This is a genomic window from Bacillus sp. FH (genome assembly GCF_052216825.1).
Taxonomy (GTDB): domain Bacteria; phylum Bacillota; class Bacilli; order Bacillales; family Bacillaceae_G; genus Bacillus_A; species Bacillus_A paranthracis.
The window spans coordinates 1,806,554-1,831,699 of record NZ_JBQOUU010000001.1 but is presented as its reverse complement, the minus strand read 5'-3'; the positions used below and the strand labels follow the sequence as shown (position 1 = coordinate 1,831,699).

The window sequence follows — 25,146 nt, the reverse complement described above, 5'->3', positions numbered from 1 at the left end:
AGGGGGGAGAAGAATGGATTTTCACATTAAAGAGCAGTTATGTAAGCAATATAATTTAAATAGTCTTATGAAAGTTTCATTGTTGCATGGGGGAGAAAATCAAACATATATGTTCGAATCGGACAAAAATAAATTTGTAGTTAGGCAGTATAGAGAAGGACGTTATACAGCCGAGCAAATAGAAGCTGAAATACATTGGTTAATAGCGATACAAAAACAAATGTTAGTACCAGAAGTAGTTGTAAATAAAGATGGTGACTGGATCACACCTGTTATGAAAGATGAGGGAAGTATCCAGTATTTTGTTGTCTTTAGGTTTATAAATGGAAGTGAAATTATAGAACCAAAGGATAAAGATTATGAAAAACTTGGATCACTCATGCGAATGTTTCATGAAAAAGCAAATGGAGTACTTAAAAGTGTGCCGCAAACTTGGAGGGGTTATGAAAGACCTATATATGGCGAGAAAAAGATGATTCATGAGCCTTTACAATGTTTATTACATGCTTCTTTTTTATCTTATGAGGATAAAAATAAATGCTTGAGAATTGCAGAAAGAATACAAGAACTTACAAACTCAATTCAATTGGGAGAAAAACAATTTGTTCACGGAGATATGCATTTTGGAAATATTCTTGTAGACAAAGAGGATTGGTATTTACTCGATTTTGATGAATGTGGATTTGGGTATAAAGAGTTTGATAGTGGTGTTCCTAGATTGCATTTAATTGCTTCTGGACAGTTAGAAGAAGCATGGGGGAACTTCATGATGGGATATGGGGGAAATATTTCGGAAGCAGCCATTCGACTTGGAACTGCTTTAAGAATCTTTTATATGGCAGGGAAAATACCATTAAGACTTGATATTGAACCTATTAAAAAGAATCCTGATTATTTCATTCGCCGATATATTCAGTATGCGGAAGAGGAGTTATACAGTAAGACAATTGTCTGATAAAAAAACAGAATATTAATTCATTTGGATTCTAGACTATGTTATAATTTAATTGTAAGAAAATGGATTTCTGAAAGGTGGTATGCATGATGTCATCGACAGTACTCTTTTTTGGTAGTATCGCACTATTTTACTTCCTTGTGATGATACCGATTCAATATTTATACTTACAAGGTTTACATGAAAAAAGAAAAAAACAGGATTATCTCAGCGAGAGCTATATGAAAAAATGTCTTTTGGGGAAGAACAGTTACATCTCCATGTGCAAGGCAATCCATTCAATATTCCTTCTGCGTTTGTCGCATATATGATTTTGAAAGTTAGAGGACGTAAAAAAGCATCACAATGTTGATGCTTTTTTACGTTGCTTCATAGACTTCGGCTTCTTCAACTGCTAATGGTAAGAAATGTTTGTATTGGCGAAATCCATTAAATACACTTGCACTGCCAAATAGAACGAATAAGATACCAACGATAATACGAGCGGTTGAAAGTTCTAAAAAGAATTGGTTTATCCCGAAGAATAAGACGAATGAACCGAGTGCCATTGCGGATTTTCCTGAGAGCCAACCTTTCTCCATTGGGCGGTTTGTACGAAAGTATTTTGTTTTGTAGAAGAGGTACAACATAAATGAGACGATAATACAGAAGACTAATACTGGCATCATGCACACTCCCATCGCTTTATGAAAAAATAGTAGAGAAAAAAGAAATATCTAAACTTTCTAATTTTTATTATAAAGCAATTGTTCGCATGTATGAAATACTTTCCGTTATAATGGAGGATAAAGTGAGACTTTCATTAGTGTGGGGATGTGTCCGTGCTAATGATTAGCCCACATTCATTGGGCTTTTACTGCACGTTAAAGTGAAGAAGTTGAATAAAAAGGAGATTATACATATGCATGAGCAAATTTTAGGAGCAATTAAAGAGTTTGATACAATTATTATTCATCGTCATGTGCGTCCGGATCCAGATGCGTTAGGTTCACAGGGCGGTCTTAGTACAATTCTACAAGAATCGTTTCCAGAGAAAAATATTTATACGGTTGGGTACAATGAACCGTCATTAGCATATTTACGAGTAATGGATGATATTGAAGATAGTGTATACGAAAATGCGCTCGTTATCGTTTGTGATACAGCAAACCAAGAACGTGTTGACGATCAACGCTATACAAAAGGGAAGATGTTAATCAAAATTGATCATCATCCAAATGAAGATCCATACGGAGACATTACGTGGGTAGATACGACAGCAAGTTCTACAAGTGAAATGATTTATGAGTTTTATAATTATGGAAAAGATAAAGGATTAAAAATAACAAAAGAAGCAGCTCGTCTTATTTTAGCGGGTATTGTTGGGGATACAGGTCGTTTCTTATTCCCGAATACAACAGCAAAAACACTTCGTTACGTAAGTGAGCTTGTTGACATGGGTGTGAAATTCACAGACTTATACAATGAAATGTATAAGACAAAAGAAAAAATCGCTCGTTTAAACGGTTATATTTTACAAAACTTTACGATGGTAGAAGAAGGAGCAGCTTACATTAAATTAACGAAAGAAGTATTAGAAGAATTTGATGTACTTCCTTCTGAGGCATCCGGCGTTGTTGGAGCACTTGGTAATATTGATGGATTAAAGGCATGGGTTCTATTTTTAGAGGAAGACGATGTGATTCGTGTTCGCCTTCGTTCAAAAGGACCAGTTATAAATAAATTAGCAATGCAATATAACGGCGGAGGACATCCGATGGCTTCTGGTGCAAAAGCATCTTCTTGGGAGGAAGCGGATCGTCTATTTGCTGATTTACGTGAGATTTGTAAATAAGAAATTATATGTTAGAACGAAAAGAAGGAGTGGCGCTAAACCCCTCCTTCTTTATTTTTCTTTCTCTATCGTAATGCTAATTTCAAGCACGGTATCAAAAGATATTGTATCGACTTTAAAACGGTATAGCCGATCGTAATGTTTGTACGTCTTGTTTTCGATTACCTTTTTGAGTAGGTCTTTATTTTTTGCGATACTTTGTATGTTTTTCGTTAAAAGATGCTGGAGGTCATTATGGATAGAAGTAGTCATATTTTCAATTGTAAGGTTGTCTAAATCGTATTTTTCTCGATTTATAAGTTTTATTTTAATCTCTTGAATGGTTAAGAGCCGTTTATTTTCAGTATTTAATTTTTCTTGATCTTCGAGAAGGACGTGGAGTTTTGCTTCTTGTTTTTCTATAATTTCTCTTTGTTCTGCTATTTTACTAGCTTGTTCTTCTTGAAAAACACCGTATATGTACAAAAAAATAAACCAGCTCAATACACCCCCAACAGCAGCCCCAGCTAAAACTAAATACCATCTTTTTGCTGTATTGGCACTTGGTACTCTCATACATGCTCCTGCGTTAGCCATTTAATAATAATAAGACCAGTTTGCATACCACCTGTTGCGAAAAAAATAAGGAGAATTTGTTTTACGATATCTTTCATATCCCCGCCAAAGAAACTTCTTTCAAAACTATAAAAAGTATCAAATGTTCCGCCGATCGCTGCAACGAGTGCCCAAATTCTTAAATTTTGAGCGAATTGATTAATGTAAGTGAGGGTTGGTTTTCCGATAAGAAATGCACCAAATCCACCAATTAATGAACCACCAAGTATAACCCCAAAGGCAATAAAATAACTAATAATAAGCAGAGAGAAAAAAGTGTGTTCTCTTACATCCATCGTCATTCCCCTTTCTTCTTCATATATATGGACAAAGTATAAGAAGTATGTTTTGATTTCCTCTTTCCTCTTCACCTATAATAAAAGTAGTCAAATAGGTAAAGAGAGGGTACAACAGTGAAGTTTGTGCATTTACAATGTCAAACCGTTTTTAGTTTATTAAAAAGTGCTTGTAAAATTGATGAACTTGTAGTTAGGGCGAAAGAGCTCGGTTATTCATCACTAGCTATTACGGATGAAAATGTTATGTATGGCGTTATTCCATTTTATAAAGCATGTAAGAAACATGGTATACATCCTATTATCGGCTTAACAGCTTCTATTTTTAGTGAAGAAGAAGAAAAGTCTTATCCGCTTGTCTTACTTGCTGAAAATGAAATAGGTTATCAAAATTTATTAAAGATTTCTAGTAGCATTATGACGAAGTCAAAAGAAGGTATTCCTAAGAAATGGCTTGCACATTATGCGAAAGGATTAATTGCTATTTCACCAGGTAAAGATGGGGAAATCGAACAATTATTATTAGAAGACAAAGAGAGTCAAGCTGAAGAAGTAGCTCGTATGTATCAAAATATGTTCGGCAGTTTTTATATGAGTTTACAGCATCATGCGATTCAAGATGAACTGCTTCTGCAAGAAAAATTACCTGCATTTATGAATAGGATAAATATTCCGGTTGTAGCGACGAACGATGTACGCTACATCAATCAAAGTGACGCACTTGTTCATGAATGTTTATTATCTGTTGAAAGTGGAACGAAAATGACGGATCCTGATAGGCCGAGGCTGAAAACAGATCAATATTATTTAAAATCATCAGATGAAATGGAAGCCCTATTTTCTCACGTAGAAGAAGCGATTTATAACACAGTAGAAATTGCAGAACGTTGTAGAGTAGAAATACCGTTTCATGTAAATCAATTACCGAAATTCCCTGTTCCATCTAACGAGACGAATGATATGTATTTGCGCCGCGTTTGTGAAGAAGGATTACAAAAACGTTATGGTACGCCGAAAGAAGTACATATAAAGCGTTTGAATCATGAATTAAACGTGATTTCTAGCATGGGATTTAGTGATTATTTCCTCATTGTCTGGGATTTTATGAAGTACGCGCATGAAAATCATATTTTAACAGGACCAGGTCGTGGATCAGCGGCTGGCTCACTCGTTTCTTACGTATTAGAAATTACAGATATTGATCCAATTGAATACGATCTATTATTTGAAAGGTTTTTAAACCCAGAGCGTGTGACACTTCCAGATATTGATATTGATTTTCCGGATATAAGACGTGATGAGATGATTCGATATGTGAAGGATAAATATGGTCAGCTTCGTGTTGCGCAAATTGTAACGTTTGGGACGCTGGCAGCGAAAGCGGCAATTAGAGATATTGCGCGTGTAATGGGTCTTCCGCCGCGAGATATCGACATATTCTCAAAACTTATCCCATCAAAGCTTGGTATAACGTTAAAAGATGCATATGAGGAATCGCAATCACTCCGTGAGTTTATACAAGGAAACCTTTTGCATGAACGTGTGTTTGAAATTGCAAAACGTGTAGAAGGCTTACCGCGTCATACGTCTATTCATGCAGCTGGCGTTATTATGAGCCAAGAGCCATTAACCGGAAGTGTTGCAATTCAAGAAGGGCATAACGATGTGTATGTTACGCAATACCCAGCTGATGCATTAGAAGAACTTGGGTTGCTCAAGATGGACTTTTTAGGATTACGTAATTTAACGTTACTTGAAAATATTATAAAGTTTATCGTGCAAAAAACAGGAAAAGAAATCGATATAAGAAATTTACCACTTCAAGATGAAAAGACATTCCAATTGTTAGGTAGAGGGGATACAACAGGTGTATTCCAGCTTGAATCAGGTGGTATGCGAAATGTACTTCGCGGGTTAAAGCCGAATGAATTTGAAGATATTGTTGCTGTTAACTCGTTATATAGACCAGGACCGATGGAACAAATTCCAACCTTTATTGAATCAAAACATGGAAAGAGAAAAATTGAATATTTACATCCGGACTTAAAGCCGATTTTAGAAAGAACATACGGTGTAATTGTATACCAAGAACAAATTATGCAAATCGCGTCGAAGTTGGCGGGCTTCTCGCTCGGAGAAGCCGATTTATTACGCCGTGCAGTGAGTAAAAAAAATCGTGATATTTTAGATCAGGAACGTAAGCATTTTGTGCAAGGGTGTTTACAAAATGGTTATGACAAGACATCTTCAGAGAAAATTTACGATTTAATTGTAAGATTTGCAAATTACGGATTTAACCGAAGTCACGCTGTAGCCTACAGTATGATTGGATATCAGCTTGCTTACTTAAAAGCGAATTATACGCTGGAATTTATGACGGCACTATTATCGAGTGCAATTGGAAATGAAGATAAGATTGTGCAGTATATACGCGAAACGAAGCGAAAAGGTTTTCATGTTTTGCCGCCGTCTCTTCAGAGAAGTGGTTACAATTTCCAAATAGAAGGAAATGCAATACGTTACAGTTTACTTTCCATTCGAAACATCGGAATGGCTACAGTGACAGCATTAATCGAAGAACGAGAGAAAAAAATGTTTGAAGATTTATTTGAATTTTGTCTGCGCATGCCATCAAAGTTTGTAACAGAGCGAAATTTAGAGGCGTTCGTCTGGTCTGGGTGTTTTGACGATTTCGGTGTTTCGAGAACGAATTTATGGAAAAGTCTTAAAGGAGCGTTAGAGTATGCCAATCTTGCACGTGATTTAGGAGATGCTGTTCCGAAATCAAAATACGTACAAGGAGAAGAGCTCTCTTTTATTGAACAGTTAAATAAAGAGAAGGAAGTACTAGGTTTTTATTTATCAAGTTATCCGACAGCGCAGTATGTGAAGTTAGCGAAAGAATTAGAAATTCCAACTCTCGCTCAGGCGATGCGACATAAGAAAAAAGTACAAAGAGCTATCGTTTACATAACAAGCGTGAGAGTGATTCGTACGAAAAAGTTGCAAAAGATGGCATTTATTACATTTTGTGATCAAAATGATGAAATGGAAGCAGTTCTTTTCCCCGAAACGTATATACATTTCTCAGATAAGTTACAAGAAGGAGCAATTGTTTTAGTTGACGGCATGATTGAGCTTAGAAATCATAAGCTACAATGGATTGTAAATGGACTATATCCGTTAGAAGAAATGGATGTGTATGAAGAAAAGAAAGATGCGTCTGTTTACGTGAAATTGCCATCTCAATATGAGAAAAAGCTTTTAAATCAGGTTACTAAAATATTGTTTGACTATTCGGGTTTTGCGAAAGTACTAATTTATTATGAAAAGGAACATAAAATGGTACAATTATCACGAAGTTTATCGATTCATCCAAGTGAAGAATGTTTAGGAGCACTTCGTGAAATTGTCGGGGAAGAAAATGTGGTTGTGAAAATATAATGGACAATTTCCCTACACTTCGATTATTATAGTAGTAGTGTTCGTGGTCAGACCACTTGGAGAAATTGATATCAGCAAGAATAATTTGAGGAGAGTGGATAGTTTGTCAACACTTCGTGAAGAAGCACTTCACATGCATAAAGTGCATCAAGGAAAATTAGAAACTGTATCAAAAGTAAAAGTAGAAAATGCAAAAGATTTAAGTCTTGCATATTCTCCAGGGGTTGCAGAACCTTGTAAAGAAATTTATGACGATAAAAGTAAGGTATATGAATATACAATGAAGGGAAATATGGTAGCAGTTGTGACAGATGGAACGGCTGTACTTGGTCTTGGTAACATCGGACCTGAAGCATCTCTTCCAGTAATGGAAGGTAAAGCTGTATTATTCAAGAGCTTTGCTGGTGTAGATGCATTCCCAATTGCCTTAAATACAAACGATGTAGATAAAATTGTTGAAACTGTAAAATTAATGGAGCCAACTTTTGGCGGCGTTAACTTAGAGGATATCGCAGCACCAAACTGCTTCATTATTGAAGAACGTTTGAAAAAAGAAACAAATATTCCTATCTTCCATGATGATCAACACGGAACAGCTATCGTAACAGTAGCGGGTCTTGTGAACGCGCTAAAACTAGTTGGAAAGAAAATGTCTGACATTAAAGTTGTCGCAAATGGCGCAGGTGCAGCAGGTATTGCAATTATTAAACTTTTATATCGCTATGGCGTACGCGACATTATTATGTGTGACCGTAAAGGGGCAATCTATGATGGTCGTCCTACAGGTATGAATCCGGTGAAGGATGAAGTGGCAAAATATACAAATAAGAATCGTATCGAAGGTTCTTTAGCTGATGTTGTACAAGGTGCGGACGTATTCATTGGTGTATCTGCAGAAGGTGCATTAACAGAAGAGATGGTTCGTACAATGAATGACGATGCAATTATTTTTGCAATGGCGAATCCAGTTCCAGAAATTATGCCAGAATTGGCAAAAGCAGCGGGCGCAGCTGTTGTTGGAACGGGTCGTTCTGACTTCGCAAACCAAGTAAATAATGTACTAGCGTTCCCTGGTATTTTCCGCGGTGCACTTGACGTACATGCGACACAAATTAACGAAGAAATGAAGATGGCAGCTGTACAAGCTATTGCTGAGCTTGTAGCAGAAGATGAGTTAAATGCAGACTATATCATTCCAGCACCGTTTGACGCGCGTGTAGCGCCTCAAGTAGCAGCTTACGTTGCAAAAGCTGCAATGGAGACAGGAGTAGCTCGCCGTCAAGTAGATCCAAATGAAGTTGCTGAGAAAACAAAACAATTAGCGCTGATTGGTAAAGAATAAGCGAGGAATTTCCATTGACATCATCAAATACAAAAGTATATCTCGAAATTGTAAAAAAAATCCGTTCCATTATGGAAGAGGATGGATTGGTAGCAGGGGATCGTTTGCCGTCTGAGCGTGAGTTAAGTTCACGTTTAAACGTAGGACGTTCCTCTGTAAGAGAAGCGTTGCGTGCTTTAGAACTTGTAGGATTAATTGAAACGAGACGTGGTGAAGGGACGTTTATTCGAAACTTTTACGATAATGGTCTTGTACAATTGATTGCTCCGTTCTTGCTGCAAGATGAGAAAACAATTCGTGATTTATTACAAACAAAACGATTGCTTGAGAAAGATATGATTCGAATTGTATGTAATTTACCGAAAGAAATGTTTTCTAAAGTGCTAAGTAAATTACATCAAGTGCTTGAAGGAAATGAAAACTCAGTTCCAATGCTTCACCAAACGTTCTTTAAAACACTTATTGAACAAGTCGATAATTATTTACTATATCGCATTTGGATGATCGTAAATGATTACGTATCAACGCTTTCTTGTAAAGTTTCAGGAGATTCTATCGATATGTATAGAAAGCTTTACGCTATTTTGGAAGAAAAACAAGAAAATGATGCACTAAAAATTTACGATGAATTAGTAGAGAATATACAGTTTCACTCGTAATGTATAAAATTTGTCGAAATGACCATGACACGTTATGACAAACATTCTATCGCGTAGCGGTTAAAGTTAAACGTAAAGAGTGAGGTTATTAGACAGATTGAGAAGATAAGGCTAACATCAAACTTTGGTGTTAGCCCAATTTTCTTCTTACGCTAACCTTAGCTCTCAACGAAGGGGGTCAAATTGTGCTAAGAGATTTATTCGTGAAAAAGAAAAAGTACGCTGCAATACCTTCAGAACAAGTACGAAAAGATGTACCAGACGGCGTTATGACAAAATGTCCGAAATGTAAAAAAATCATGTATACGAAAGAGCTTCTAAAAAATTTAAAAGTATGTGTGAATTGTGGATATCATCATCCTATGAATGCATGGGAACGTCTTGATAGTATATTGGACGAAGGGTCATTCCGTGAGTATGACAAAGAAATGGTTTCATTAAATCCACTCGAGTTTCCAGATTATGAAGAGAAACTAGAGAGCGATCGTAAGAAGACTGACTTGAACGAAGCGGTTGTAACTGGTGAAGGAACAATTGATGACATGCTTGTTGTTGTTGCAGTAATGGATTCTCGTTTTCGAATGGGGAGCATGGGCTCTGTTGTAGGAGAAAAAATTGCCCGTGCGGTTGAAAAGGCATACGACTTACAAGTTCCATTTATTATCTTTACTGCTTCGGGTGGTGCCCGTATGCAAGAAGGGATATTAAGTTTAATGCAAATGGCAAAAACAAGCGTAGCTTTGAAAAAGCATAGTAATGCAGGAGGATTATTTATTTCTGTTATGACTCACCCAACGACGGGCGGGGTTTCAGCGAGTTTCGCTTCACTTGGTGATTATAATCTTGCAGAACCAGGGGCGCTGATCGGATTTGCTGGTAGACGTGTAATTGAACAAACGGTGCGTGAGAAACTACCGGAAGATTTCCAAACGGCAGAATTCTTACTAGAACATGGTCAATTAGATGCGGTGGTACATCGTGATGATATGAGAGAATCGCTTCGTAAGATTTTAGAAGTTCATCAAGGAGGGGAAATGGCTGTATGGCAGAGCTAGAATTTGAGAAACCAGTTGTTGAGCTAAGAAATAAGATTCGTGAACTGAAAGACTATACGAAAAACAGCCAGATGGACTTCAGTGAGGAGATTCGTATTTTGGAAGACAAGCTAGAAAATTTAGAGGAAGATATATACGGCAATATGAAAGTATGGGACCGTGTTCAAATTGCTCGTCATGCAGAACGACCGACAACGCTCGATTATATTGAGCACTTATTTACTGATTTTTTTGAATGTCATGGAGATCGTCTATTTGGCGATGATGCAGCGATTGTCGGCGGCATTGCGAAGTATAAAGGGATGCCTGTAACTGTAATCGGGCATCAACGCGGAAAAGATACGAAAGAAAATATTCGCCGTAATTTTGGGATGCCTCACCCAGAAGGATATCGAAAAGCATTGCGTTTAATGAAGCAGGCGGAAAAGTTCAATCGTCCAATTATTTGTTTTATTGATACGAAAGGAGCTTATCCTGGTAAAGCTGCTGAAGAACGTGGTCAAAGTGAAGCGATCGCCCGCAATTTATTTGAAATGGCAGGCTTAACGGTGCCTGTTATTTGTATCGTTATCGGCGAAGGTGGTAGTGGTGGTGCACTAGGTCTTGGAGTAGGAGATTACATTCATATGCTAGAAAATTCCACTTATTCTGTTATTACGCCAGAGGGTGCAGCGGCAATTCTTTGGAAAGATGCAGGAAAAGCAAAGGAAGCTGCAGAGGCGATGAGAATTACAGCAGCAGATTTGAAAGAATTAGGTGTAATTGACGAAATTATTCCAGAGGCAAAAGGTGGAGCACACCGTAATGTTTTGAAACAGTCAGAAAATATAGATTTAATGCTTAGAAAAACTTTTGAACAATTAAACGGAATTTCGAAAGATGAATTAATCGAAAAACGTTATGAAAAATATATGAAAATTGGGCAAGTTTCGTTTTCAAACGCTTCCATTTGGATAAAATAAGAAAAGCGTGCGTTCCACTTCGCGAATGCACGTTTTTATTATGAAAAGACACATCTTCTCCATTGTATTTTTATATTTTTTCGTGTTATTTTATTATAAGGCAAATAATCTTTATGAGGTGAGTACAAATGAAACGTATTGGTGTATTAACAAGTGGTGGAGATTCACCTGGTATGAATGCTGCCATTCGTGCAGTTGTTCGTAAAGCGATTTTCCATGATATTGAAGTATATGGTATTTACCATGGATACGCTGGATTAATTTCTGGTCACATTGAAAAATTAGAACTAGGTTCTGTTGGCGATATTATCCACCGCGGTGGTACGAAATTATATACAGCAAGATGTCCTGAGTTTAAAGACCCAGAAGTACGACTAAAAGGTATCGAGCAATTAAAGAAACACGGTATCGAAGGACTTGTTGTTATTGGTGGAGATGGTTCTTACCAAGGCGCTAAAAAATTAACTGAACAAGGATTCCCATGTGTTGGTGTACCAGGTACAATCGACAATGATATCCCTGGAACAGACTTTACAATTGGTTTCGATACAGCTTTAAATACTGTTATTGATGCAATTGATAAAATTCGTGACACAGCTACATCTCATGAACGTACATATGTTATCGAAGTAATGGGACGTCACGCTGGTGATATCGCATTATGGGCTGGTTTAGCTGATGGTGCGGAGACAATCTTAATTCCAGAAGAAGAGTATGACATGGATGAGGTTATCGCTCGTCTGAAACGCGGTAGTGAACGTGGTAAAAAACACAGTATTATCGTTGTAGCTGAAGGTGTTGGAAGTGCAATTGACTTCGGTAAGCACATTGAAGAAGCAACAAACTTTGATACTCGTGTAACTGTATTAGGTCACGTACAACGTGGTGGATCACCAAGTGCACAAGACCGTGTATTAGCAAGTCGTCTTGGTGCAAGAGCAGTTGAATTGTTAATTGCTGGTAAAGGTGGACGTTGTGTAGGTATTCAAAATAATAAACTTGTTGATCATGACATTATCGAAGCGTTAGCTCAAAAACATACAATCGATAAAGATATGTGTCAATTATCTAAAGAATTATCCATCTAATCGGCGTAATGTCGGATATTTGGGAACGGTTTCATAATTTTCGGAGGTGCAATATGCGTAAAACTAAAATTGTATGTACTATAGGTCCTGCTAGTGAAAGTATTGAAAAATTAGAGCAATTAATCGAAGCAGGTATGAACGTTGCTCGTTTAAACTTCTCTCATGGTAGCCATGAAGAACACGGCGCTCGTATTAAAAACATTCGTGAAGCTTCAAAGAAAACTGGTAAAACAGTTGGTATCTTACTTGATACAAAAGGTCCAGAAATCCGTACTCACGACTTCGTAGACGGACAAGCTGAGCTTGTGACAGGTGCAGAAGTAGTTATTTCTACTGAGCAAGTATTAGGTACTGCAGAGAAGTTCTCTGTATCTTATGCTGGTCTTTATGACGATGTAAACCCAGGTTCTCGTATTCTAATCGATGACGGTCTTATCGAGCTAGAAGTAATCGAAAAAGCTGACGGAAACATCCGTACAAAAGTTCTTAACAGCGGAACTGTAAAAAATAAAAAAGGTGTTAACGTACCAAACGTAAGCATTAAGCTTCCTGGTATCACTGAAAAAGACGTAAAAGATATCATCTTCGGTATCGAGCAAAAAGTTGATTTCATCGCAGCTTCATTCGTACGTAAAGCAGCTGACGTATTAGAAATCCGTGAATTACTAGAAGAGCATAACGCTCAATACATCCAAATCGTACCAAAAATCGAAAACCAAGAGGGTATCGACAACATCGATTCAATCTTAGAGGTTTCTGACGGTTTAATGGTAGCTCGTGGTGATATGGGTGTAGAAATTCCACCAGAAGAAGTACCATTAGTACAAAAACGTCTAATCAAAAAATGTAACGTGTTAGGTAAACCAGTTATTACTGCAACACAAATGTTAGATTCTATGCAACGTAACCCACGTCCAACTCGTGCGGAAGCAAGTGACGTAGCTAACGCAATCTTCGATGGTACAGACGCAATCATGCTTTCAGGTGAAACAGCTGCTGGACAATACCCAGTAGAAGCAGTAACAATGATGGCTAACATTGCAGTACGTGTTGAAAAATCATTACAATATGAAGATATGTTCAAAAAACGTATTAAAGAGTTCACTCCAACAATTACAGATGCAATTAGCCAATCTGTTGCGCATACAGCACTTGCTCTTGATGTAGCTGCAATCGTAGCTCCAACAGAAAGTGGATATACTGCGAAAATGATCTCTAAATACCGTCCAAAATCTCCAATCGTAGCTGTAACATCTGACGAGCAAGTAGGACGTCGTCTTGCACTTGTTTGGGGTGTACAAGCATTTATGGCTGAGAAGCGTGCAGCTTCTACTGACGAAATGTTAGATACAGCGATTCAAACAGGTATGGATGCAGGTCTAATCGGACTTGGAGACACTGTAGTAATCACTGCTGGTGTTCCAGTTGCTGAAACTGGTACAACAAACTTAATGAAAATCCACGTTGTTGGTGAAGAAGTTGCTAAAGGACAAGGAATCGGTCGTAAAGCTGCAAAAGGTAAAGTAGTTGTAGCGAAAACAGCTGCTGAAGCTGTAGCAAACGTAAACGAAGGTGATATCCTTGTTACAACAAGCACTGATAAAGATATGATTCCTGCAATTGAAAAAGCTGCTGCTCTAGTTGTAGAAGAAGGCGGCCTAACAAGCCATGCGGCTGTTGTAGGTGTATCAATCGGTATTCCTGTTATCGTTGGTGTAAACGGCGTAACAGCAACTTTAAAAAATGGCCAAGAAGTAACAGTTGATGCAGCACGCGGAATTGTTTATAATGGACATGCGGAAGTGCTATAAGTAATACGGAGAGAAGGATCGGAGTCCTTCTCTTTTTTTTACACAAAAATGAGGTGAAACTAGCTTTAAACGTCTGAAATTGCTTTTAAAAGCTGTTTGTTATGAAGTTTGATGTGAAAGTGCGTTTAGCTTTTATATGGTGTATATGGACGTTGTGAGGGTGTTTAAAGTGATAGGATATGAAAGGAGTGTAGAACTATGAAGTGGTTACTATTCTTGTTTATATTAATACCGGCTATTGAGATTACAGTCTTAATTGGATCGAGTCATGTAATAGGTTTGTGGTCTACGTTCGCTATGATCGTATTTACAGGCGTTGTAGGTGTGTATTTGGCGAAAAGACAAGGGTTTAAAGTACTTGGAGAGATTCAATCTAAGTTGAATAGAGGAGAAATGCCAGGAGCAGCGGTTTTAGATAGTATTTTTATCTTTGTAGGGGGTATTCTTTTAGTGCTTCCTGGATATGTAACGGATATAATAGGTTTCATCTTTGTTATCCCTATGACGAGGGCTTTATTGAAGCCGTTTGTTATGAAGTGGATGGAATGGAAGTTTAGAAAAAACTCAACTATTATTGTGCAGAAATAGTGCTTAGATTATAGCAATCTAAGCACTATTTTTTTGTCTGTAAAAGGATGAGAGAGTGGTTAAAGTTCAGTTAATGAAAGATGTGTTTTAATATGCGGCGAATGTGACGGTTAATAATCGATGGGGATAGGATCCTTGTAGATTAAAGTTTTACTTTGTTGTATTTGTTGTGTATTTTTTCGATTTGAGGAGTTATTAGCTCTTAATCAGTGTGTTTAAAGTGGGAATCTGAACTTAAGATTGTTTTTGTATGTAAAAGAATGAATTGGAACGAAAAAAGTTAAATAAGAGCAGGGAAATGGTCAGTTTAAGTCTTATTCTGTGCTTTTTTGTATATTTATTCATTTACATAAAAAGTAATAAATGTAAGTAATAATTATAAAATTAATAGAATAAATATGTAAAAACACCACAAAATATGCGTTTTTTATGCGAAAAAACAAGAGAATTATCTTTTTTGAGTGCAATTCTCTTGTTTTATGTAATGAGTATGAAAAATAAGTACAAGGAATAATCAGTGGGAATTTCCCACTGATTACATGTAAGTTTTTTGTTGTGTATGAATTAGAAACTATTATTTTGAAGGTGAGCCTTTAATATATTTCCACAAATCATGGAATACACGAGCTTTGTGCAATGTATTAAGTAGTACTAAGGTGACTGGACCGATGATTAATCCTAAGAAGCCAAAGAGCTTAAAGCCGACAAATAGAGCAATCAGTGTTGCTAATGGATCAAGGCCGATATTAGATGAAAGTACCTTTGGCTCCATAATTTGTCTTTGGACAATCACGACGATGTATAAAATGAGAAGACCGATGGCAAAAGCAGTGTCGCCAGTGAAAAATACGTATATAACCCAAGGAACGAAGACAGCTCCTGTTCCTAAATACGGGAGTAAATCTACAACCCCTGTAATAATCGCGATAGTAATGGCGTATGGTACGCGTAATATTAAAAGTCCGATTAGTACAATAACAGTTGTCATAGATACGAGTGTAAGTTGCGCTTTAACAAAACCGAATAAAGCTTTTCTTAAATCCACAAAAATAGTTTTTCCATAGCCATGAACACGGTTGGGCAAAAACTTTCTTACTTTCTGAGCAAGGCGATGCCAATCGTAACTAATGAAGAAAGTGGCTAATAAAACGAATACAAGTACAGTTAAAGTAGTTGGTAGTGCACTAATGAAATTTGTTAACCCGCTTATAATAGCGGTTAAAAGTTCTTTCATTTGCGTCGTTGCTTCGGTTCCTAAGTTTTGAATGTTTTGTGTAATCGTATAGCGCTGCGGTTCCCCAAGATGATTAAATTTAGAGATTAAATCATCGTAGAGAGGCATAATATGATTAAGTGCAAACTGCTGAGCGAATGCAACGATATCCGGAAATTTTACTGTAACAAGTTGTAGTAAGTATGTTGTGGCAGATATTGCTTCTGTTACAAGATATGTAACGAGTCCGACGATAGCTCCAAATACGAGAATTAAGCTAACGAGTACTGCGAGTGCGCGAGGAAATTGTAGTTTTTGATTCAGGAAATTGACGACAGGATTAATTAAATAAGCAAATGCGAAAGCGATAATAAAAGGGTAGATAAGCCCTGACATATATAGTAATGCATAGAACCCGGCTACCGTCGCTATAATGACAAATACGAGTCGCAATATCATATATAGTAAGTTTCGATTCAAAGATGTATACCTCCCATTCCAATTTGGATTATCCTATTTCGTTCAACTTGTAACGAGTGTGCCCCACTGATTAAAGTTTCACTTTATGTTATAGTGGAATGATGGATTTTCCTGCTTTTTCAGTACGTGAGTGACTGTGAAAGCTTGGTGTTGATGCTTCTACTATATGGTAAAAACTTCATTTTCTCTTCTTTTTATTTTACCTGTTTCTAATTAGAAAAGAAAGGAGAGACGCCCGTTTTTTAAAATGTATACATGCTTACATTTGGATGGTGAAAGTCTCAGTTTGTCATTTTAAAATGCGTAAAAAAATGAAGTGATTCATGTTGAATAGGCATCGATATAGCATGTATAACGATAGGTTTAAAGGTATTTTTGTTTGGAAATGAGTTCATTATTTTCAGAAAGGAAGTGCAAACATGATTAGTCAGTCAACGTTATTTTTATTCATACTACTTATTATAGGACTTATTGCGAAAAACCAATCGCTTACTGTAGCTATTGGTGTGTTATTTCTATTAAAATTTACATTTCTAGGGGATAAAGTCTTTCCTTATCTACAAACGAAAGGGATTAACCTCGGTGTTACGGTTATTACAATAGCAGTACTCGTACCGATTGCGACGGGGGAAATAGGATTTAAGCAACTTGGAGAAGCAGCGAAATCGTATTATGCATGGATTGCTTTAGCTTCAGGGGTAGCAGTTGCTCTGTTAGCAAAAGGTGGCGTACAATTATTAACGACAGATCCTCATATTACAACTGCGCTCGTTTTCGGGACAATTATAGCAGTTGCTTTATTTAATGGGGTCGCTGTAGGTCCATTAATTGGGGCTGGAATTGCCTATGCAGTAATGAGTATTATACAGATGTTTAAATAAGGAATTTTATAGTAATATAAAATTTTTGAATTCTTTCTGTTCACAAAAGTCAGATAATTGTTTATAATAGGATTAGAAACTTTGAAAAGTTACATAACAGCAGAGACTTTACACCAGATAAAATAAAAACAACATAAAACAATTTTATAATGATATTGTTTTATGTTGTTTTTATCATAAAACTCTTCGGAATTCATTTTCCTCACTAACTTGTTGTTTTGAGCGTGAGGATTCGGGGAGACATTCACGCTCATGCTTTCCATGTAGACAATGGACAATAAGAGGGGGAACATCGCAACAAATTTGCATGATCGTGCATTTTGCTTGCCTAAAGAGTGAACGGGCGTTCATAATTCAAAAGGGGAGCAAATAGATATAAGGAGCAAGGTTGGGAGAATTTTCAGGAAAAGGAGAGAATGTCATGACTGTTATTCGAGGTTTAGAAGGGGTAGTAGCAACAACATCATCTGTGAGCTCTATTATTGATGATACATTAACTTATGTTGGGTATAATATTGATGATTTAGCTGAGAATGCTACATTTGAAGAAGTAGTGTACTTATTATGGCATCGCAAGCTTCCTAACGAGCAAGAACTAGCGAAATTTAATGAGATTGTATCGGAATACTATAAAGTTCCAGGTGAGATTTTAGCATATTTGAAACAAGTAGATTTAAAAATCGCACATCCGATGTCTGTTTTACGAACTGCAATTTCCATGCTATCATTATACGATGAGAGCGCTGAAATTATGGATGAAAAGTCCAATTATTTGAAAGCGGTTAAATTACAGGCTCAAGTGGGTACTTTAGTTGCTGCTTACGCAAGAATCCGTAAAGGTTTAGATGTTGTTGAGCCTAGAAATGATTTATCATTAGCTGCAAACTTCTTGTACATGTTAAATGATCGCGAGCCAAATGAAGTTGAAATTGAAGCTTTTGATAAGGCGCTTGTACTTCACGCAGATCATGAGTTAAACGCTTCTACATTTACTGCACGCGTTTGTGTAGCTACACTTTCAGATGTATATTCTGGCATTACAGCAGCAATCGGTGCGTTAAAAGGTCCTCTTCACGGTGGGGCAAATGAAAATGTAATGAAGATGTTAACTGAAATTGGCGAAGAAGAAAATGTAGAATCATATATTCATAATGCTCTTCAAAATAAAGTGAAAATCATGGGCTTTGGCCACCGTGTATATGAGCAGGGTGATCCGCGTGCAAAACATTTACGCGAAATGTCTAAGAGATTATGCGTGCTTTTAGGAGAAGAGAAATGGTATAATATGTCTATCAAAATTGAAGACATTGTAACAAAAGAAAAAGGTCTTCCACCAAATGTTGATTTCTATTCAGCTTCTGTATACCATTGTTTAGGAATTGACCATGACTTATTTACACCTATTTTTGCAATTAGCCGTATGTCAGGCTGGTTAGCTCATATTCTAGAACAATATGAAAATAACCGTTTAATCCGTCCGCGTGCTGATTATAATGGACCAACACATCAAGTGTATGTTCCAATTGCACAACGATAAGCGAATAACACTATTTTGATAGTGAAAATACGCTTTCAAAAGTCTGATTTTTTCGGAAAGATGTAATGATTAGAATATTTTAATTTGACTAACGGTTTGAACTGAGGGGTTATTCCCTCAGTTTCATACATATGAAATTTCAAACATGGGGGTTATCACATTGACGACAGGTGAAAAAATTACTGTAACTAATGGTGTTATGAATGTACCAAACAATCCGATTATTCCATTTATCGAAGGAGATGGAATTGGTCCTGATATTTGGGCAGCTGCATCTCGTGTACTAGAAGCAGCAGTTGAAAAAGCTTATGATGGTGAGAAGAAAATCGTTTGGAAAGAAGTGCTTGCAGGGGAAAAAGCATTCAACCAAACAGGCGAGTGGTTACCAGAAGAAACTTTAAATTTAATTCGTGAATATTTAATCGCGATTAAAGGTCCACTTACAACTCCAGTTGGCGGTGGTATTCGTTCTCTAAACGTAGCACTTCGTCAAGAATTAGATTTATATGTATGTCTACGTCCAGTTCGTTATTTTGAAGGTGTTCCTTCACCTGTAAAACGTCCGGAAGATACTGATATGGTTATTTTCCGTGAAAATACAGAAGACATTTATGCTGGAATTGAATATGCGCAAGGATCTCCAGAAGCAGAAAAAGTTCTTGCTTTCTTAAAAGAAGCAATGGGTGTTAATAAAATCCGCTTCCCAGAAACATCTGGTATTGGTATTAAACCAATCTCAGAAGAAGGGACAAAGCGTCTTGTTCGTGCTGCAATTCAATATGCAATTAACGAAAAACGCTCTTCTGTTACATTAGTTCATAAAGGAAACATTATGAAATTTACAGAAGGTGCTTTCAAAAACTGGGGTTATGAAGTAGCGGAACAAGAATTCGGCGACAAAGTATTTACTTGGGCTGAATATGATCGTATCGTTGAGAAAGATGGTAAAGATGCAGCGAATAAAGCGATGGCAGACGCTGAAGTGGCTGGAAAAATCATCGTAAAAGATTCTATTGCAGACATCTTCTTACAACAAATTTTAACTCGTCCACGTGAGTTCGATGTTGTTGCAACAATGAACTTAAACGGTGACTACATCTCTGATGCACTTGCTGCACAAGTAGGTGGAATTGGTATTGCACCTGGTGCAAACATTAACTATGTAACTGGACATGCTATCTTTGAAGCTACGCACGGTACAGCTCCAAAATATGCAGGTTTAGATAAAGTAAACCCATCTTCAGTTCTTCTTTCTGGTGTATTATTATTAGAACACTTAGGATGGAACGAAGCTGCGAAATTAGTAACTGCTTCAGTTGAGAAAACAATTGCTTCAAAAGTAGTAACTTATGATTTCGCACGCTTAATGGAAGGTGCAACAGAAGTGAAATGTTCTGAGTTCGCTAATGAACTTATTAAAAACATGGATGTAGCGATAATCAAAAACGCATAATTAAAGTGGGGGGTAAATTATGACAATCAAACGCAAGAAAGTTTCAGTCATCGGTGCAGGATTTACAGGAGCAACAACAGCATTCTTATTAGCACAAAAAGAACTTGCAGATGTTGTATTAGTGGACATTCCACAGCTGGAAAATCCAACAAAAGGGAAAGCGTTAGATATGTTAGAAGCGAGCCCAGTACAAGGTTTTGATGCTAACATTATTGGAACATCTGATTACGCAGATACTGCTGATTCTGACGTTGTTGTGATTACAGCAGGTATTGCGCGTAAGCCTGGTATGAGCCGTGATGATTTAGTAGCAACAAACTCCAAAATTATGAAAAGTATTACGCGCGACATTGCAAAACATTCACCAAATGCAATTATTGTTGTGTTAACAAATCCAGTTGATGCAATGACATATTCTGTATTTAAAGAAGCTGGATTCCCGAAAGAGCGTGTTATCGGTCAATCGGGCGTATTAGATACAGCTCGTTTCCGTACATTCATCGCACAAGAATTAAATCTTTCTGTGAAAGACATTACAGGATTTGTTCTTGGTGGACACGGTGACGATATGGTACCTCTTGTACGTTATTCTTATGCAGGTGGCATTCCGTTAGAAACGTTAATTCCGAAAGAGCGTTTAGAAGCAATCGTAGAACGTACCCGTAAAGGTGGCGGCGAGATTGTAGGCTTATTAGGAAACGGTAGTGCATATTACGCACCAGCTGCTTCTTTAGTTGAAATGACAGAAGCAATCTTAAAAGATCAACGCCGTGTATTACCGGCTATTGCGTACCTTGAAGGTGAATACGGTTATAGTGACCTTTACTTAGGGGTACCAGTAATTCTAGGTGGTAACGGAATTGAAAAAATTATTGAATTAGAACTTCTTGCAGATGAAAAAGAAGCGTTAGATCGCTCTGTAGAATCTGTACGTAATGTTATGAAGGTTCTTGTTTAATCATTAAATATAAGTAGAAAAAGATTCGGGGCCCCGAATCTTTTTCTACTATTTATACAAATGTTTTTTTGAAATAACATGAAAACGCTATCATTTGTAATATCCTATAATGAAACTGTAGATTTATACTATACATTGCCCTCATCATAGTAAATGTCGGATCAAGTATCGCTTTTAGTAGGATAATAAGGTGAAAAAATCGGAGGGGGTTGTAACATGTTAAAGAAAAAAGTTCAAATTGGTCGTAAAATGGATGAAATTACAGTAGGAGAGAAATTATCTATCACTGAAAAAATTGAGGATAAAGATTTGTTATTGTACTTAGGGTTAACGAATGATGCCAATCCATTATATATTCAGCATGATTACGCATCCCAAACTCCGTATGAAAAGCCGATTGTACCAAGCATTATGCTAACTGGAATGATTACAACGGCAGTTACGAAATATTTACCAGGTCCAGGTAGTCATATTACGAGAAAGGACCTTACGTTCGTGAAGCATGTTCACCATTATGAAACGTTACAAATCCACTTTGAAGTTGTGGCTGTTTCTGAGGAGGAACATACAATTGATATGCTTGTATCTGCTCATGATGAAAAAGGGGATACTGTTGTGAAAGGCTCATTAACAGTAACACCACCTTACAAATCAGTCTCTATTATGGAAAAAGCATTAGATAATTTTTAAAACATGAAAATGTGAATAGCGCTAGCATGCCTTTCATAAGGGGGCTAGCGCTATTTTTAGTTGAAGAATCCCTCTTTGAACCCTTCAGCAAAATCTGAACACCCCGTTTTAATCGTATCCCAGCTCGGTACGTTAAAAGTAAGGAAACATGTTACTAATAAAGTTAAAATAGATAGTAATATTCGCATAATAGCTCCTTTATTGCATTTATTAATATATTAAAATTAATAATATATTAATTGGTAATTAAAGTCAATTAAAGGGTTTTTTTAAGATGAAGTGGAAGAGAGAAGACGTTATCTTTGAAACGATAAGAGAAGCTGAAGTATGGGCGGACGGGGTTGCGAATGAAATGTATGGAAGACTATTTGATGGATATGAAACGCTAGATTATAAAATAGCGTATGCTGTATCTTTTTCTTAGCGCAAAGTCGAGAATATCATATCCATACGAGTATTGAATTTAATAAAGATATAGAAGTGTATAAAGTATGGATCACTACAAGTTAATTGCGCAATCCGAATCCATGAATAGACAATTATATTGAGAGGGACCTTGTTTTCTAGTATGATGAGAATAACGGGGAAAATACTAGGATGAAGAAGGTTTCAAGTCTATAACTTGGAGGAAAAGAATGAACAATCGTATTTTAGTAGTTGATGATGAGGAGTTTATCTTAACTTTAATCGAATTTAATTTACAACAAGCTGGTTTTGAAGTGATAACAGCGATGGATGGAGAAATGGCGCTTCAAAAAGCGACAACAGAACGTCCAGATTTAATTATATTAGATTTAATGCTTCCAAAAATGGATGGTATGGAAGTATGTAAAGAATTACGATTGCAGCGCGTTATGACGCCGATTTTAATGTTGACAGCAAAAGATGATGAGTTTGATAAGGTGCTAGGTCTTGAACTTGGGGCGGATGATTATATGACGAAGCCATTTAGTCCAAGGGAAGTTGTCGCGCGTGTGAAGGCAATTTTACGCCGCACGAAATTACAACAAGAAGAGCAAGTTACAGAATCGTCAGATGAAGAGAGCATTACAATTGCTGAACTTAAAATTTTACCGGAGTTTTATGAGGCTTATTTCCAAGGAAGAAAGCTTGAATTAACACCAAAAGAATTTGAACTACTTGTTTATCTTGCGAAAAATAAAAGTCGCGTATTAACGCGTGATCAATTATTAAGTGCTGTATGGAATTATGATTTCGCTGGTGATACACGAATTGTTGACGTTCATATTAGCCATTTGCGCGATAAAATTGAACAAAATACGAAAAAACCGACGTACATTAAAACGATACGTGGTTTAGGATATAAATTAGAGGAGCCAAAAGGGGATGAATAAATTTCGTTCCAGGCTTCTTTTTACATTTGTTTCTCTTATTGTTTTTATTTTAGTCGGACTCGGTTTATTGCTGGAAACCGTGTTTGAAAACTATTATATAGATCATGCGAAAGAGAGAATGGTAAAAGAGACAGAGTATGTTGCGGTATTAGCAGAAGAACAAGGTTTTGATGATGTTTTAAAAAATCCATATATATTTAAAAAGCTAGAAGAAAAAATTCAGGCTTCTATTGCCTTTGTAGATGAGAAAAAGAAAGTTCAATATAGCGGGGGAGAACCGTCTGCTTTTAGCCAAGGGATAATAAAAGAACTTTCCTCTGAAACAACGAAACAAAGAAATAAAGTCATTACGAAAGAAACAGATCAAAATAATGAATTTTACCATGCGGTGTTCGTGCAAGATGTAGCAGGGAAACAAGGATACATTTTTGTGAAGAGCACAATTGAGCCTTTGAAAGACGTTCATCAAAAAACGTGGGGATTATTAATTATCGGATTTGTTATTGCGTGTCTTGTAGTCGTATTTTTAGGTATGAAAATTACAGGGCAATATATTAGGCCGATTGAGTCCGTTACGAAAGTTGCCATCGAATTAGCGAAGGGTAATTATAAAGCACGCGCTTATGAAAGTCATTCGGATGAAACGGGAATGTTAAGTAAAGCGATTAATATTTTAGCTCGTAATTTACAAGAGATGACACTTGAGCAAGAAATGCAACAAGATCGTCTGCATACGTTAATTGAAAATATGGGAAGCGGAATGATTTTAATTGATAGCCGCGGTTATATCAACCTTGTAAACCGTTCGTATAAGGAAACTTTCCACGTCACAGATGAAGAATATTTAGATCGTTTATATTATGAGTCGTTTCATCATCCGGAAATTATAGAGCTTGTGGAAGAAATCTTTATGACAGAAGTGAAAGTGCGCAAACAAATGTTATTGCCACTTGGAATTGAGCGAAAGCATTTCGAGGTATATGGAGCACCGATTATCGGGACGAACCATGAATGGAAAGGGATTGTCCTTGTATTCCATGACATTACTGAGCTGAAAAAGTTAGAACAAATGAGAAAAGACTTTTTAGCGAATGTTTCTCATGAACTAAAAACGCCGATTACTTCTATTAAAGGTTTTTCAGAAACACTTTTAGACGGTGCTATGGATAATAAAAAATTCTGCGAACATTTCTTGCACATTATTTTAAAAGAAAGTGAACGTATGCAAGGATTAATTGAAGATTTATTAGATTTATCAAAGATTGAGCAACAAGGATTTAAATTGAATATGGGTACCGTTGATATGAAGGGACTTCTTGAAGATATTCATATGGTGCTTGATAATAAAGCGGGAGAAAAAGAAATCTCTTTACAAGTAAATGCATTAAAACGTGTCTCTGTCATTGGAGATCCAAGTCGTTTGCAGCAAATCTTTATTAATTTAATGAATAACGCAATCGTATATACACCGGCTGGAGGCGTTGTTTCTGTAGAATTAGCAGAAGATAAATATAATGCTTATATAAAAGTGTCGGATACTGGAATTGGTATTAGTAAAGATGAAATTCCACGTATTTTTGAACGCTTTTACCGAGTGGATAAAGCGAGGAGTAGAAATACTGGTGGTACAGGTCTTGGGTTATCAATCGTAAAGCATTTAGTCGAGGCCCATCACGGTACGATTACAGTGGATAGTGAAGTAGGAGAAGGGACAACCTTTACAGTTGTTTTACCAAAATCAGCAACTGAAAAATAGGATGAAGGATGTTTACAATATATTAACAATGGCTTAATTAAATATTAATAAAGCTCTGTTAATATAATACATGAAAACCCCTTCATCCAAGGAGTAATTTTGGACGAGAATAGTTAAGCTATTCTCGTCACTTCCCTTTATGCCAATATAAGTCTGTTTTATATATGAAAGAAAATAACCGTTATTTTTCTTCTC

General features: G+C 36.7%; 22 protein-coding genes and 2 pseudogenes. 19 read left to right on the top strand and 5 right to left on the bottom strand.

All coding sequences use genetic code 11. From position 1 onward, the window contains the following. Window positions 1-13 precede the first annotated feature (13 nt). Window positions 14-955, top strand: a complete 942-nt coding sequence (locus ACTT1L_RS09680; RefSeq protein WP_442821886.1) for a phosphotransferase enzyme family protein — start codon at window positions 14-16, stop codon at window positions 953-955. Between the two features lie 89 nt (window positions 956-1,044). Next, window positions 1,045-1,307 (top strand): annotated as a pseudogene (locus ACTT1L_RS09675) (DUF3949 domain-containing protein). 7 nt (window positions 1,308-1,314) lie between these two features. On the opposite strand, the gene ACTT1L_RS09670 reads toward ACTT1L_RS09675, so the two are convergent. Then, window positions 1,315-1,620 carry a YtpI family protein gene (locus tag ACTT1L_RS09670; RefSeq protein WP_001144765.1) on the bottom strand — a complete coding sequence of 102 codons (306 nt, stop codon included), beginning with the start codon at window positions 1,618-1,620 and terminating at the stop codon, window positions 1,315-1,317. 236 nt (window positions 1,621-1,856) lie between these two features. Between ACTT1L_RS09670 and ACTT1L_RS09665 the strand changes: the two genes are divergently transcribed. After that, window positions 1,857-2,789, top strand: coding sequence for a DHH family phosphoesterase (locus tag ACTT1L_RS09665; protein WP_000545147.1), 933 nt, complete (start codon window positions 1,857-1,859; stop codon window positions 2,787-2,789). A gap of 51 nt (window positions 2,790-2,840) precedes the next feature. Here the strand turns inward: ACTT1L_RS09665 and ytrI are convergent, their stop codons facing one another. Beyond that, window positions 2,841-3,344, bottom strand: a complete 504-nt coding sequence (gene ytrI, locus ACTT1L_RS09660; protein WP_001265735.1) for a sporulation membrane protein YtrI — start codon at window positions 3,342-3,344, stop codon at window positions 2,841-2,843. Continuing rightward, entirely contained in the window at window positions 3,341-3,754 is a 414-nt protein-coding gene (locus ACTT1L_RS09655) for a YtrH family sporulation protein (RefSeq protein ID WP_001998397.1), read from the bottom strand. Before ACTT1L_RS09655 ends, ytrI begins: the two co-directional genes overlap by 4 nt. A 42-nt stretch (window positions 3,755-3,796) precedes the next feature. On the opposite strand from ACTT1L_RS09655, the gene dnaE reads away from it, so the two are divergent. The 8 genes from dnaE (at window position 3,797) to ACTT1L_RS09615 (ending at window position 14,628) form a co-directional block, all read left to right on the top strand. Beyond that, window positions 3,797-7,123 carry a DNA polymerase III subunit alpha gene (gene dnaE / locus ACTT1L_RS09650; RefSeq protein ID WP_442821885.1) on the top strand — a complete coding sequence of 1,109 codons (3,327 nt, stop codon included), beginning with the start codon at window positions 3,797-3,799 and terminating at the stop codon, window positions 7,121-7,123. A 133-nt stretch (window positions 7,124-7,256) separates the two neighbouring features. Then, complete coding sequence (locus ACTT1L_RS09645) at window positions 7,257-8,465, top strand: NAD(P)-dependent malic enzyme (RefSeq protein WP_001970845.1); 1,209 nt, start codon at window positions 7,257-7,259, stop codon at window positions 8,463-8,465. Window positions 8,466-8,479: 14 nt separating this feature from the next. Next, window positions 8,480-9,124, top strand: coding sequence for a FadR/GntR family transcriptional regulator (locus ACTT1L_RS09640; RefSeq protein ID WP_000204431.1), 645 nt, complete (start codon window positions 8,480-8,482; stop codon window positions 9,122-9,124). Between the two features lie 185 nt (window positions 9,125-9,309). Beyond that, entirely contained in the window at window positions 9,310-10,179 is an 870-nt protein-coding gene (accD, locus tag ACTT1L_RS09635) for an acetyl-CoA carboxylase, carboxyltransferase subunit beta (protein ID WP_000942861.1), read from the top strand. Further along, the gene (gene accA / locus ACTT1L_RS09630) at window positions 10,167-11,141 is read left to right on the top strand and encodes an acetyl-CoA carboxylase carboxyl transferase subunit alpha (protein WP_000818794.1); all 975 of its coding nucleotides are present in this window, start codon (window positions 10,167-10,169) and stop codon (window positions 11,139-11,141) included. The genes accD and accA overlap by 13 nt, the downstream gene beginning before the upstream one ends. A gap of 128 nt (window positions 11,142-11,269) precedes the next feature. Beyond that, window positions 11,270-12,229 carry a 6-phosphofructokinase gene (gene pfkA, locus ACTT1L_RS09625; protein ID WP_000821160.1) on the top strand — a complete coding sequence of 320 codons (960 nt, stop codon included), beginning with the start codon at window positions 11,270-11,272 and terminating at the stop codon, window positions 12,227-12,229. Window positions 12,230-12,282: 53 nt separating this feature from the next. Further along, window positions 12,283-14,040 (top strand): pyruvate kinase, encoded by a 1,758-nt coding sequence (gene pyk, locus ACTT1L_RS09620; RefSeq protein ID WP_001232661.1) that lies wholly within the window; start codon window positions 12,283-12,285, stop codon window positions 14,038-14,040. 198 nt (window positions 14,041-14,238) lie between these two features. Then, window positions 14,239-14,628, top strand: coding sequence for an FxsA family protein (locus ACTT1L_RS09615; RefSeq protein ID WP_442821884.1), 390 nt, complete (start codon window positions 14,239-14,241; stop codon window positions 14,626-14,628). A gap of 574 nt (window positions 14,629-15,202) precedes the next feature. Here ACTT1L_RS09615 and ytvI read toward each other — a convergent pair. Beyond that, window positions 15,203-16,321, bottom strand: coding sequence for a sporulation integral membrane protein YtvI (ytvI, locus tag ACTT1L_RS09610; RefSeq protein ID WP_001081394.1), 1,119 nt, complete (start codon window positions 16,319-16,321; stop codon window positions 15,203-15,205). Between the two features lie 419 nt (window positions 16,322-16,740). On the opposite strand from ytvI, the gene ACTT1L_RS09605 reads away from it, so the two are divergent. The 5 genes from ACTT1L_RS09605 (at window position 16,741) to ACTT1L_RS09585 (ending at window position 21,840) form a co-directional block, all read left to right on the top strand. Next, window positions 16,741-17,202: a DUF441 domain-containing protein gene (locus ACTT1L_RS09605; RefSeq protein ID WP_000625507.1), complete on the top strand. Its 462-nt coding sequence runs from the start codon at window positions 16,741-16,743 to the stop codon at window positions 17,200-17,202. Window positions 17,203-17,590: 388 nt separating this feature from the next. After that, window positions 17,591-18,739, top strand: a complete 1,149-nt coding sequence (gene citZ / locus ACTT1L_RS09600; protein ID WP_000503660.1) for a citrate synthase — start codon at window positions 17,591-17,593, stop codon at window positions 18,737-18,739. Window positions 18,740-18,899: 160 nt separating this feature from the next. Then, window positions 18,900-20,192: an NADP-dependent isocitrate dehydrogenase gene (gene icd / locus ACTT1L_RS09595; RefSeq protein ID WP_000206898.1), complete on the top strand. Its 1,293-nt coding sequence runs from the start codon at window positions 18,900-18,902 to the stop codon at window positions 20,190-20,192. Window positions 20,193-20,211: 19 nt separating this feature from the next. Continuing rightward, entirely contained in the window at window positions 20,212-21,150 is a 939-nt protein-coding gene (gene mdh / locus ACTT1L_RS09590) for a malate dehydrogenase (RefSeq protein WP_000153232.1), read from the top strand. A 216-nt stretch (window positions 21,151-21,366) separates the two neighbouring features. Next, window positions 21,367-21,840: a MaoC family dehydratase gene (locus tag ACTT1L_RS09585; protein ID WP_000914178.1), complete on the top strand. Its 474-nt coding sequence runs from the start codon at window positions 21,367-21,369 to the stop codon at window positions 21,838-21,840. Window positions 21,841-21,896: 56 nt separating this feature from the next. Here ACTT1L_RS09585 and ACTT1L_RS09580 read toward each other — a convergent pair whose 3' ends face one another. Then, window positions 21,897-22,028, bottom strand: a complete 132-nt coding sequence (locus tag ACTT1L_RS09580) for a hypothetical protein (RefSeq protein WP_002022497.1) — start codon at window positions 22,026-22,028, stop codon at window positions 21,897-21,899. An 86-nt stretch (window positions 22,029-22,114) separates the two neighbouring features. Here ACTT1L_RS09580 and ACTT1L_RS09575 point away from each other — a divergent pair. The 3 genes and pseudogenes from ACTT1L_RS09575 (at window position 22,115) to phoR (ending at window position 24,951) form a co-directional block, all read left to right on the top strand. Continuing rightward, window positions 22,115-22,350 (top strand): annotated as a pseudogene (locus ACTT1L_RS09575) (hypothetical protein). A 125-nt stretch (window positions 22,351-22,475) separates the two neighbouring features. After that, window positions 22,476-23,195, top strand: a complete 720-nt coding sequence (gene phoP, locus ACTT1L_RS09570; protein ID WP_001065225.1) for a two-component system response regulator PhoP — start codon at window positions 22,476-22,478, stop codon at window positions 23,193-23,195. After that, window positions 23,188-24,951 carry a sensory box histidine kinase PhoR gene (gene phoR / locus ACTT1L_RS09565; RefSeq protein ID WP_001032115.1) on the top strand — a complete coding sequence of 588 codons (1,764 nt, stop codon included), beginning with the start codon at window positions 23,188-23,190 and terminating at the stop codon, window positions 24,949-24,951. The genes phoP and phoR overlap by 8 nt, the downstream gene beginning before the upstream one ends. The last annotated feature ends 195 nt before the right edge of the window (window positions 24,952-25,146 follow it).